The sequence below is a fragment of the Providencia sp. PROV210 genome (assembly GCF_028479445.1).
Lineage (GTDB): Bacteria > Pseudomonadota > Gammaproteobacteria > Enterobacterales > Enterobacteriaceae > Providencia > Providencia rustigianii.
This window is the reverse complement of the sequence record NZ_JAMPNQ010000022.1, coordinates 1-12142: the sequence shown is the minus strand read 5'-3', so window position 1 is coordinate 12142 and position 12142 is coordinate 1. Positions and strand designations below refer to the sequence as shown.

Genomic DNA, 12142 nt, shown 5'->3' with positions numbered 1-12142 from the left:
TCACGTAAATCAGGCTTATTTTCAGTAAAACAAACATGATTTGATAATAAAAAACCAATAATTAATAATAAAAAACAGTAAAGGGATACTTTTGTTTTAAATAAAAGTATCCCTTTGTTATTACACAAATAAATTTGATTTCTATTTATTAGTAAAGCAAGTAACTAATTATTTTAATGAAATACTCAAAATTTCATTAACAGATTTTAATTCTCATGAAGCCCGCATTCGCGCTTTAAGCCAAAGAATCTCGTTTCTTCCTCACTCATTCCGGGTTCCCACGGTCGACTGGTATGTGTATCACCGACAGATAAATACCCTTTTTCCCATAATGGGTGATAAGGCAAATTATGCTGGGTGAAATACTGATAAACATCCTTATTGTTCCAATCAATCACGGGTAAAATTTTGAAAATTCCGCGCCCTATATTGAGCACAGGTAACGATGAGCGGCTCGTAGATTGCTCCCGCCTCAATCCCGAAAACCAGCTTTGGGCATGTAACTCACTTAATGCTCGTTCCATTGGCTCCACTTTATTGAGTTGGTTGTAGCGTTCAATGCCTTCAACACCCTGAGTCCATAATTGCCCATAGACTGCTTCTTGCCATGCGGGAGTGAGTGGAGCGCGATACACTTTAAGGTTTAAATTTAACCGCTCAGTCAGTTGCTCAATAAATTGGTAAGTTTCAGGGAATAGATAGCCAGTATCCGTTAAAATCACCGGAATATTGGGTATCACTTGGGTCACTATATGTAAGGTGAGCGCCCCCTGAATCCCAAAACTGGAAGATAAAACAAATTCTTCCGGTAAATGATCTACCGCCCATTCGATCCTCTGGGTGGCATTCATTAATTCCAGCTGTTGATTGAAATTAGCTAAATACGCAGTTTGCTCTGATGGTGCTAACGCTTGAATTTGCGCTAATTGAAGTCGGCTCATACCGCCTCCTTAACCTCATAGAAATCCACCGCAGAATTCATCACCGGCTTGATCACGTCTACGCGGATTAAAAAATCCCCGAAGCCTTCTCCAGACTGGCGCTCTACAGCCCAGCGTCCAATTAAGGTGTCCAAAATTGAGAGAATTTCTGCACTCGTAATATTTTCTTTGTACATCCGTGGAATACGGGTTCCAATACGGTTACCGCCAAGATGTAAGTTATATCGGTCATTGGCTTTACCCACCAGCCCGACTTCCGCTAGCATGGCGCGCCCACAGCCATTCGGGCATCCCGTAATCCGCAAGACGATATGCTCATCTGCCACCTGATGCGCCGCCATAATAGTGTCAATTTGCGTCGTAAATTCAGGTAAAAAGCGTTCAGCTTCTGCCATGGCTAATGGGCACGTTGGGAAAGAAACACATGCCATTGAATTTTCCCGCTGGCGAGTCACTGACGGGCTCATTAATCCATGGGCTTGGGCTATCTGCTCAATCACTACTTTATCTTCTTCGGCGATACCTGCCACAATTAAGTTTTGATTGGCGGTTAAGCGAAAATCACCTTTGTGGATCTTAGCAATCTCAGCAACCCCCGTTTTTAACGGTTTATCCGCCAGATCAACCAAACGACCATTTTCCACAAATAAGGTTAAATGCCAGCGGTTATCAATGCCTTTTAACCAGCCAATTTGATCCCCTCGATGGGTAAATTGATAGGGACGAATCGGTTCAAACGTTACCCCTGAACGCCGCTCAACTTCCTGCTTAAATACGTCTACACCAACACGTTCAAGGGTGTATTTGGTTTTGGCATTTTTCCGTTCGGTACGGTTTCCCCAATCTCGCTGGGTCGTCACAATGGCTTCGGCTATCGCTAAGGTTTTCTCCAGTGGGATAAAACCAAATTCACTGGCTAAACGTGGATAAGTATTGGTATCCCCATGCGTCATGGCTAAACCGCCACCCACCAGCACATTAAATCCAACCAATTGCCCCTGATCCGCAATAGCAACAAAATTCATATCATTGGCGTGAAGATCCACATCATTAAGCGGTGGGATCACAACCGTGGTTTTGAATTTTCTTGGCAGATACGTTTCCCCGAGAATGGGCTCTTCATCTGTGGTGACGATTTTTTCTTTATCTAGCCAAATTTCAGCATAAGCGGTGGTTCGCGGTAATAAATGCTCTGAGATTTTTTTTGCCCATTCATAGGCTTGCTGATGTAACTCCGACTGCACCGGATTTGAGGTACATAGAACGTTACGGTTCACATCATTTGCCGTTGCTAACGCATCCAATCCAACCTGACTGAGCATTTGATGAGCCGGTTTCACATCCCCTTTCAAGATGCCATGAAATTGGAATGTCTGCCGGTTAGTAATGCGAATGCTGCCATACAGAGTTTGTTCAGTGGCAAATTTATCAATATCGAGCCACTGTTTGGGGCTAATAATTCCCCCCGGTAAGCGGCAGCGCAGCATCATGGCATGGCGAGGTTCTAATTTTTGTTCCGCACGTTCGGCACGAATATCGCGATCATCTTGCTGATACATGCCATGAAAGCGAATGAGTAAAAAGTTGTCACCCTCAAAGCCACCCGTTAAACCATTTTTCAGGTCCTCTTTGATGGTGCCTCGCAAATAGTTACTTTGCTGTTTCATGCGCTCGCTGTCTGCGAGTTTTCCCTCAACCACTAACGGTGGGTTGGACGCATCTGTTTTATATTGATTGCTCATTAATAAACATCCCTCTGATAACGGCGCATTACACGCAGCTCACTTAAAAAATCATCCGCCAGCTCTTCATCCATGTGACCGTGTTCGCTGATGATATCCAATAACGCTTGTTCGACATCTTTTGCCATGCGATTGGCATCGCCACACACATAAATATGCGCACCCTCTTGTAGCCAATCCCATACCTCGCGACCTTGTTCACGTAGCTTATCTTGGACATATACTTTGTGTGTTTGATCCCGAGACCACGCCAACGAAATCTGCGTCAGTAAACCGTCTTTAACGTAGCGCTGCCATTCCACTTGATATAAAAAATCATCCACAAAATGAGGGTTACCAAAGAACAGCCAATTTTTGCCTTCACCGCCGTCATTATCTCGCTGCTGTAAGAATGCACGGAATGGTGCGATTCCAGTTCCTGGTCCAATCATGATAACGGGCGTATTAGGGTCGGTTGGTAAACGGAAATTATCATTGTGTTCGATAAACACGCGCAGTTCGTGACCTTCATTTAGGCGATCAGCTAAGAATCCTGATGCTCCCCCCGTTCTTGGACGACCATCAATCTCATAACGAACAACCCCCACCGTGGCATGTACTTCATCAGGCACTTCCGCTTGCGAAGAGGAAATTGAATATAGACGAGGGGTTAATGGGCGCAGAATATCGATAAATTCTTGAGCCTTTGGCTGAGCGGCTGCTTGTCGAAGCATATCGGCGATCGGTGTAGTTTGCGCATATTGCATCATCGCGGATTTATCGCTAATTAATGCCAGTAAGCTGTCATCTTTAGAAAGTTGCGCATATTTTTCCACAATCAAGTGGGTGTTTTGAGTTAGCTCTAACTGGTACGTTAACGCATCACGCAAGGAATGACGTTGCTGACCAATAAAAACCTCTTCATTTCCTTTCAGCCATAGCAACTCAATCACTTCATCGACTAAGGCTGGGTCATTATCGAACCAAACGCCCAGCGCATCTCCAGGCTGATAGCGTAACCCTGAATCCCCTAAATCAATTTCAATATGGCGAACATCTTTATCCGAACCACGCCCGGTAATTTTTTGGTTGTTTAATAAGGTCGCCGTCAGTGGCGCCGTTTTTGTATAAGGGGAAGAATCTAGCTGATTGATGCTGCCAGACTGTGCGCTCACTAACTGACTTTCAGATTGAGCGGGCACTCTGGCTTTGAGAATGTGAGTCAGTTCATCAAGCCATGAATTTGCTACCGCTTGATATTCTACATCTGCGTCAACTCGAGCCAATAATGGACTAGCACCCAATTGCGCTAATTGCGTATCGAAGTCTTTACCTGCTTGGCAAAAATGTTCGTAAGAAGAATCACCGAGTGAAAATACGGCATACTGGGTAGTTCCTAGATTCGGGGCTTTTTTCGAAAATAGGTATTTATGTAACGCAACAGCCTCTTCCGCAGGATCCCCTTCACCTTGGGTTGAAGCCACCACAATCAAGACTTTTTCTTGGTTAATCTGCTTGAATTTATAATCCCCAGCATTTACCAGATTGGCATTGATTTTTTCATTGATTAGTCGCTCTCTGAGCTGTTCAGCTAAACGGCGAGCATTCCCCGTTTGGGATGCCGAGATAATTGTCACGGCCTCTTGAGGGGGAATAATAGCTTGAGCTTGTTCACTAACGCCATTATTTGGATTTACCATTCCCCATAAATAACCCGATAACCACGCAAGTTGATGAGTAGAGAAATCCCCCACGACAGTTTGTAAACGTCCCAATTGTTCAGTAGAAATCGGTAATGCCGATAATGGAGGTTGCTTGTTTTGCATTTATTTTGTCACTCCAACGTGATCCGTCATTGAATAGCCTAAAAGTAAAATCAAAACCTTTATCTATTCCATATATTGATAAAGGTTATAACAGCTATTGACAGGAATATAAGAAACTCTAGCCATAACTAATAGCTAAAAATCCTAAAGAAAATATTCGATGATCGATATCTATTAAAAAGGTTAATAAGAAATCGATAAATAACGACATATTGAGTGAAAATAACAGTAGAATACGCTACTAAATATGAGTAAGGAGAAACTTATGAGCACAACTATCTATAAAGATTTTCAATTCGAAGCCGCCCACAAACTTCCACATGTTCCTGCGGGTCATAAATGTGGCCGCCTACATGGTCATTCTTTCATGGTGCGCTTAGAAATTACCGGAGACGTTGATGCTCATACGGGATGGATTATCGACTTCGCTGATGTGAAAAGTGCCTTTAAACCTATCTATGAGCGACTAGATCATCATTATCTGAATGACATTGAAGGGTTAGAAAATCCAACCAGTGAAGTATTATCTCGCTGGATTTGGCAACAAGTTAAACCGCTGCTGCCATTATTAAGCGCAGTAACCGTTCAAGAAACCTGTAATGCCGGCTGCGTTTATCGTGGTGAATAATTTATTGTGATAAATAATATGCAATAAGTTTATCTAGCTGTGGGGGAGACCGACAGCTAGATAATGCAGTTCGGCTATTGAATATTTAAATATTTGTGCGTTTGAATGGATAAACGCCAATTACGTTGAATACAGATATCAATACATAATTTTGTCGCCGATACTTTTTGGCTAATGGGCTGTAATGCTACGATGAGAGGCGCATTATTTGTTCGTCTTGCTAATAATTGGTCAAGAGCTTCAATGTCTTTTTCTCTGGCAACTGGATGCTTTATTTCATTAGCACGATCTACCGCTTGGTTCAGTACTTTCAACCCCCCTTTCATCCCTACTTTTGGCGATACTGTGACCCACGTTTTTTCCGTGCAGAGAATAGGATAAGTTCCGCTGGTTTCAATTTGACATTGAAAACCATTAGTTTCTAGTGTCTCTGTTAATGGGGTTAAATCGTAAATACAAGGTTCTCCCCCCGTAATCACAATATGCTTCGCCGTATAACCACTTTGCTGCATTAACTGAATTAAAGCTTCAGCATCTGCCATCGCCCATAAATCATTATCTTGTGTCTTTAACGCAATATCACCCAATGTGGATTCCTTTGCGGGTTCCTTATCCCAGGTCTGTTTGGTATCACACCAGCTACATCCGACTGGACAGCCCTGCAAGCGGATAAATACCGCAGGAACTCCGGTAAAAACGCCTTCTCCCTGCAACGTTTGAAAGATTTCATTAATTGGGTATTTCATATCGCTCCTAAAATGATCCATTTGGCGTACATTATATTGCAGATATCTATCTCACGGGCAATGCACTTTGTGATAATCTAGTCGACTTGCACTCAAGAAAGTTCGTCAATTAAATCAACGAAACCGAAACAATATTCGGTACCATATTTAGTGATAACGACAAAGACAGGAAAAGACATGCAAAGTAGTGAACAAAATCAACTCAGAAAGGGACTGAGTGTTCGGCACATTCGCTTTATGGCTTTAGGGTCAGCGATTGGTACCGGTCTATTCTATGGTTCTGCTTCCGCGATCCAAGCGGCAGGCCCCGCGGTATTAATCGCCTATATGCTCGGCGGCGCAGCCGTGTTTATGGTCATGCGTGCACTTGGTGAAATGGCAGTCCATCATCCTGTTCCTGGGTCTTTCTCTCACTATGCGAGCCATTATATGGGGCCGCTTGCTGGTTTCTTAACCGGCTGGAACTATGTGTTTGAAATGCTGGTCGTCTGTTTAGCGGATATTACCGCCTTTGGGATGTATATGGGATTTTGGTTTCCCCATGTCGACCAATGGATTTGGGTACTAAGTATCGTGCTATTTATTGGCGCTCTCAATTTATGCCACGTTAAAATCTTTGGTGAGATGGAGTTCTGGCTTTCGATTATTAAAGTCAGTGCGATTATTGCCATGATTATCGGTGGTGCTTTCTTAATGTTCTATGGCTTTGGGCAAGAGACTGACCATGCTGTAGGCATTCAAAATCTGTGGGAACATGGCGGTTTCATGCCAAATGGCATTGAAGGAGTGATAGCTTCATTAGCTATTGTCATGTTCGCATTTGGTGGTATTGAAGTCATCGGTATCACCGCGAGTGAAGCGCAAGATCCTGAAAAAACCATTCCTAAAGCCATCAACGCAGTACCTATTCGAATTTTATTATTCTATGGGCTAACACTGTTTATCCTGATGTCTATCTACCCATGGAATCAAATTGGACAAAATGGTAGTCCATTCGTCCAAATCTTCGATAGCCTTGGGATTCAATCTGCGGCAAATATCTTAAATGTCGTGGTGATCACGGCGGCCGTCTCTGCTATCAACAGCGATATTTTTGGTGCAGGTCGTATGATGTATGGTATGGCTCAAGATGGGCAAGCGCCAAAAGTCTTCACTAAATTGACCAAAAATGGTGTGCCTTGGGTCACCGTTGTTGTGATGTCAGTAATTATGCTGTTAGGTGTTTACCTCAACTATCTGCTACCAGAAAAAATCTTTGTGATCATTGCGTCGATTGCAACTTTCGCAACAGTTTGGGTATGGTTGATGATCCTGCTTTCTCACGTCGCTATGCGTTTAAAGATGAGCAAGGAAGAAGTGAAAAATATCAAGTTTCCGATGCCTTTCTGGCCTATCGGACCAGCGATTACCATCGCGTTCATGGTATTTGTTATCGCACTATTAGGCTTCTTTGAAAATACGCAAGTCGCATTGATTGTGGGAGTTGTCTGGGTGGCTCTGCTCAGTATTGCTTTCTATGCCATGCGTTATTACCAAAAACGTTAAATAGAAACTGGCAATACAATAAAATGCCCTATACCTGATGGATATAGGGCATTTTTTATGGCTATGTTTCTAATGCTTGTTGGATATCTTCGATCAGTTCATTAGCATCTTCTAAGCCTATAGAAAGCCGAATAAGCCCATCACTAATACCATATCGTTGTCTTTCTTCTGGAGAATAAGTTGAATGTGTCATACTTGCAGGATGCTGGGCTAATGATTCACAATCCCCCAAGCTGACTGCTCTAGAAAATAAGTTGAGACGATTTAAAAAATATTTTCCCGCATTCAACCCACCTTTTAACTCACATGCAATCATTCCCCCTGCTAATTTCATCTGCTTTTGAGCTAATGCAAATTGCTTAAAACTCGGTAAGCCGGGATACATCACGGATTCTACAAGGGGATGAGATTCTAAATATTTCGCAATTTTATGGGTACTTTGGACTACTCTCTCCATCCGCACTGATAACGTTTTCATTCCCCTTAAAATTAAGCTGGCATCATGAGGAGACAAGCAAGCCCCTGTCATATCTTTCAACCCAACCAACCTAATTTGCTTAGCACATTCAGTCGTTGCAATAACAGCCCCTCCCATAGCATCACCATGACCATTCATGTATTTAGTTAAAGAGTGCAATACAATATCAGCCCCTAGTACTAACGGCTGCTGAATATAAGGTGTGCAATAGGTATTATCTACGGCAACAAGTACATTGTGCCGATGTGCAATTTCACTGACGGAAGCAATATCAACTAAGCGCATATTGGGATTTGCCGGAGACTCAAAAAAAATCATCCTCGTTTTATCTGTAATTGACTGCTCCACTATTTGTGGATCGCTCATGTCGATATGACGAACCGTGACACCAAATCGCGCTAAACCATGATGGAAAAAAGAGTATGTACAGCCATAAACAGTGAGATCCACTAATAACTCATCACCAGGGTTTAATAATGCCCATAATGTCGATGTAATAGCCCCCATACCAGAGGCGAAAACAATTGCAGCCTCTCCTTCCTCAAACGAGGCAATTCTATTTTCTAATAAATTTAACGTTGGATTGTTAATACGTGTATAAATATAGCCCTCTTTTTCACCGCTAAAACAATCCGCTCCCTCTTCCACATCTTTAAACACATAAGTTGATGTTTGATATATAGGTGAAGCTAACGATCCTAAATGTTCACTTGCATTATAGTGACTGTGTATTGCGCGTGTTTCAAAAGAACGTTTCTGATTTAAACTCATACCACCTCCGAAAAATTACTCTCCCTGAGATTGGGATAATCGTGAACCCACAATTTGTAATGTTCGCAAAACGGTGCTAATTCCACGTAATGTATTTGGGTCTTTTAATAAGCTATAAACAGAGCGGAAATTGGGATTTTTACTGTCATTTAGCGCTTCCATTTTCGCCATGTTATACGCCGTACCAAGTTCCCACACAGGAACTAAGGTATCTTCAAAGGAATTGGATAATCTTTCTACTGTGCTGTTATCGAGAATATCGACTAAGTCGGAAACTAATGAGAGCAAATCCACGATATTATCGAGTCGATTTAGCTGTAATAACGGCGCTAATTTCTCAGCAAAATGATTACCTGATTCAGAAGCGAGTAGTTCAACAAGTTTACTTTGAGTTTCATTATTAGACATTCTGTACTCCTTATTAAACTAAACCGCGAATGGCAGCCCAATAAATACCTCTATTGAAGCCATTTCTGAGTAATCCGCCAAGCTTCGTTGGTGGTGTTGGGATCACATCATGTTTATAGTCATATTGCAGAGGCATTCCCGCGGTTAATCCCATTTGTGCAACTGCTTGTACGCGACCATCATAAATCGCTGCTGGGTAGCCATAAATGAGTTCACCACAAATATTATCTGCAATAATAGCCGCTTGATTATGGCAACTTCCTCCGGCTTTACTGATAGGCAGATCTACCGTATCACCAATAACATAAACGCCATCAACACCATAGACTTGCATGGTTTCATGGTCAGTTGGTAGCCATCCTTCCCCATTATTGTGTTCGCTCAATCCCGTATTAATCACCGCTTCCACTGCTGTTATCGGCGGAGTACTAATCAATAAATCAAAAGGCTGTTCATCACCTTCTTTTGAGTAAGCCACTTTTTTATCAGGGTCAACTTTACTGAGCGTAAATCCACGCTGAGCTTTAATATCTTTAATTTTAAAGACTTCAGGAATGACTTCACAAACTGGCTGCTGCATGAAAAGGCAATTACGTAATAATTGGGAGACAGTTGGGTAGGTATACACGATTTCAATATTATCGCGAACTCGACGTTTTCGTAAAAACTCATCGATCATTAACGTCGTTTCCATCGGTGCAATGCCACATTGATGAGGAACATTTGGTGTTTCAGGGAACGATACTGTAATAAATATTCGACCTTTTTCTATTTTGGCTAATTGATCTGCCAATTTTCGCGAAGCATCGTAGGCATAAAAATGATTTCCCATTTCCTTTAAACCTTCAATACGTTCAGGTCTAGGAATGCAGCCTGTAGCAACAACTAAATAATCATAATGATATTTTTGGTTATTCTTTGAATATAACTCTTTATTTTTAAAATCAAATGAGTCAATTTTATCAATCACTAACTCAATTTCTGGCCTTAATAATTCTCGCTCGTTACGGCTTAGTTCTTCTTTTAAAAACATATTAAATGCAACATACATAAAGGCTGGTTTGTAATAATGAATAGGATTGTCTGTTATTAACGTTATTTTAATTTTTTTTGAAAAAATATCTTTATTTAATTTCCTAGCTAAAATATTTGCCAACATAGTTCCACCAGTACCGCCACCAACAATAACTATATTTTTCATAACATTAAGTCCTTAAGAAACAAATCGATAAATAAAATTTGCATCGCAATACGTTTCACTTAATAAATATAGTTCAATCAGAATTATTACTAATACAATAAATTGCATGTAATTTAAAAAACAATAAAAAAAACTAATCACCCTAATATATTAACTAAAAAAATGTACGTTATTAATTCATTTTAGTAATATTTCATTTATTTATATTATAGAAAAACCTTAACTAATTTATTGAAAAACATATATTAATAGGAATAATGACCCACAATCTTCCATTTAAATAAAACATCTTCAGGGACCTGCCCATAACCAATATTATGCATGACTAAGTAGGATTGACTATCTGAGGATTTGATCGAGGTCACAATTCCAATATGAGGGCGACCATTATCTAAACGCCATGAAACAATATCTCCAGGAAGATAATCAGCACTATTTTTAGTTATTGGCTTAACTATCCCCTTTCGAGAGAAAAAAGTTTCAAGGTTAGGAACTCTTCGGTGATCAATATTTGTATCAGGCTTACGTAATCCCCACATTTTCTGGCTAGGATACTGACTGAAACTCTGTTTGATATCTTCGTGGAGCAATTTTTGTAGATCGATACCAACTTTTCGATAGCTACGAATAACCACATCTGAACATACACCATAATGGCTAGGTACATCCCCATTAGGATAATCTATCCGCTGATAAGAAGCGTCATAAGCCACTAAACGAGGAAGTTGCTCAGCATGTTTTGCTAATGTGAGATTATTTACTCCCATACTATAGGGAGTAAATAATAAGAATAAAACTGGAAATAATTGTTTCAAGAGGGCTATCTCCATATATGTTGATGATGAAATCTACAATAATTGCGGAGATAAATAAGGTGATATTGTCTTAAAAATTTTTTATTTCGTCAGAGAGAATTGAGTAATTATTGGATTATGATCGGAAGCATCTGTCTGTAATACATGACTATTTTTTATTTTTAAGCCTCGATAAAACATAAAATCAAGTGGTCGTCCAAACGCTTTTGTTCTTAAATCAACATCATAAGATACTTCTTTTAAACCGACCGCGCGTATAAAACGCTTCAATGCGTTAACTCGCTGCCGACTCCATGCATTAAAATCGCCAGCTAAAATCACCGGCCCAACATGCTTACTAATATGGGAACCTAATTTATTTAGCTGTTTAGTATATACATCAACACCAAAACTGAAATTAATTGCATGTACGTTTGCCACCATTAAGTGACGTCCATTAGGCAATGGATAAACCGTGATCAGGGCCGATTTAGCTAAACGTAATAGCGGCTCTTTTTCTCTCAATGGACAGCAATAGATAGGATGGGAAGTAGCCAGTGTCATCACACCTGAAGGATGTGGCGAAAAAGGTAAGGCAGGAACTTGGTCTGCAATTAATTGGTGGGATGCTGCAAAGGAAATTAATTCAGGAGACATTTGTGCTTCTTGCAGCAATAACAGCTTTTTCCCCTGCACTAATTCGGCTAAGGTCGCTTTCCAATTAGGTCGCTGCTGTTTATAGATATTCCATGTCACAACATCCAATGTTTCACCCGCAGGGAACAGGGGTAAACCGATAGGAAGTGAATCGCCTAGCATATGTATTGGCATAGGCTGGATACGCATTGCCGGCTCACCTGCAATGTATCGAACGGAATAAGTTCTTTTTGCCACGTACCGGATCCCTACATAGTTGCTAAGTACAATTGTATTCTAGCATTGGTTTAATTAATTCAAGAGTAGTATATCAAACATAGCGAGAGTAATTTTAGGAAGTAGAGTGACTTATTAATAATAACCTGTATTTATACAAATCTATGTTTCAATTTTCACCAAGTACCCAACGCAAAAAAGCCACCCAAT

At 40.8% G+C, this 12142-nt stretch carries 11 protein-coding genes; 2 read left to right on the top strand and 9 right to left on the bottom strand.

The annotated features are described in order from the left end of the window. Positions 1–206: 206 nt before the first annotated feature. Genes PR761_RS16180 through cysJ form a run of 3 tightly spaced genes read right to left on the bottom strand, consistent with a single transcriptional unit; the run spans position 207 to position 4488 of the window. A complete protein-coding gene (locus PR761_RS16180; RefSeq protein ID WP_154610695.1) occupies positions 207–941 on the bottom strand; it encodes a phosphoadenylyl-sulfate reductase in 735 nt (244 codons plus the stop codon). Further along, on the bottom strand, positions 938–2683 hold the full coding sequence (gene cysI, locus PR761_RS16175) for an assimilatory sulfite reductase (NADPH) hemoprotein subunit (RefSeq protein ID WP_006815239.1): 1746 nt from the start codon (positions 2681–2683) through the stop codon (positions 938–940). Before cysI ends, PR761_RS16180 begins: the two co-directional genes overlap by 4 nt. Next, positions 2683–4488, bottom strand: coding sequence for an NADPH-dependent assimilatory sulfite reductase flavoprotein subunit (gene cysJ / locus PR761_RS16170; protein ID WP_154610696.1), 1806 nt, complete (start codon positions 4486–4488; stop codon positions 2683–2685). Before cysJ ends, cysI begins: the two co-directional genes overlap by 1 nt. Before the next feature lie 265 nt (positions 4489–4753). Here cysJ and queD point away from each other — a divergent pair, with 265 nt between their 5' ends. Then, positions 4754–5116: a 6-carboxytetrahydropterin synthase QueD gene (gene queD / locus PR761_RS16165; protein WP_039855201.1), complete on the top strand. Its 363-nt coding sequence runs from the start codon at positions 4754–4756 to the stop codon at positions 5114–5116. A 74-nt stretch (positions 5117–5190) separates the two neighbouring features. Here queD and queE read toward each other — a convergent pair whose 3' ends face one another. Then, complete coding sequence (gene queE, locus PR761_RS16160) at positions 5191–5862, bottom strand: 7-carboxy-7-deazaguanine synthase QueE (protein ID WP_154610697.1); 672 nt, start codon at positions 5860–5862, stop codon at positions 5191–5193. Between the two features lie 177 nt (positions 5863–6039). On the opposite strand from queE, the gene PR761_RS16155 reads away from it, so the two are divergent. Beyond that, positions 6040–7407 (top strand): amino acid permease, encoded by a 1368-nt coding sequence (locus tag PR761_RS16155; RefSeq protein WP_039855206.1) that lies wholly within the window; start codon positions 6040–6042, stop codon positions 7405–7407. A 61-nt stretch (positions 7408–7468) separates the two neighbouring features. Here the strand turns inward: PR761_RS16155 and megL are convergent, their stop codons facing one another. The 5 genes from megL to PR761_RS16130 all read right to left on the bottom strand — a co-directional run bounded on the left by megL (position 7469) and on the right by PR761_RS16130 (position 11953). After that, positions 7469–8656, bottom strand: coding sequence for a methionine gamma-lyase (gene megL, locus PR761_RS16150; RefSeq protein WP_154610698.1), 1188 nt, complete (start codon positions 8654–8656; stop codon positions 7469–7471). Between the two features lie 15 nt (positions 8657–8671). Next, positions 8672–9064: a hypothetical protein gene (locus PR761_RS16145; protein ID WP_006815246.1), complete on the bottom strand. Its 393-nt coding sequence runs from the start codon at positions 9062–9064 to the stop codon at positions 8672–8674. A 13-nt stretch (positions 9065–9077) separates the two neighbouring features. After that, positions 9078–10265 carry an NAD(P)/FAD-dependent oxidoreductase gene (locus tag PR761_RS16140; RefSeq protein ID WP_006815247.1) on the bottom strand — a complete coding sequence of 396 codons (1188 nt, stop codon included), beginning with the start codon at positions 10263–10265 and terminating at the stop codon, positions 9078–9080. A 245-nt stretch (positions 10266–10510) separates the two neighbouring features. Beyond that, positions 10511–11095 (bottom strand): DUF1287 domain-containing protein, encoded by a 585-nt coding sequence (locus PR761_RS16135; protein WP_174217581.1) that lies wholly within the window; start codon positions 11093–11095, stop codon positions 10511–10513. A 66-nt stretch (positions 11096–11161) separates the two neighbouring features. Next, positions 11162–11953, bottom strand: a complete 792-nt coding sequence (locus PR761_RS16130; protein ID WP_006815250.1) for an endonuclease/exonuclease/phosphatase family protein — start codon at positions 11951–11953, stop codon at positions 11162–11164. Positions 11954–12142: the final 189 nt, after the last annotated feature.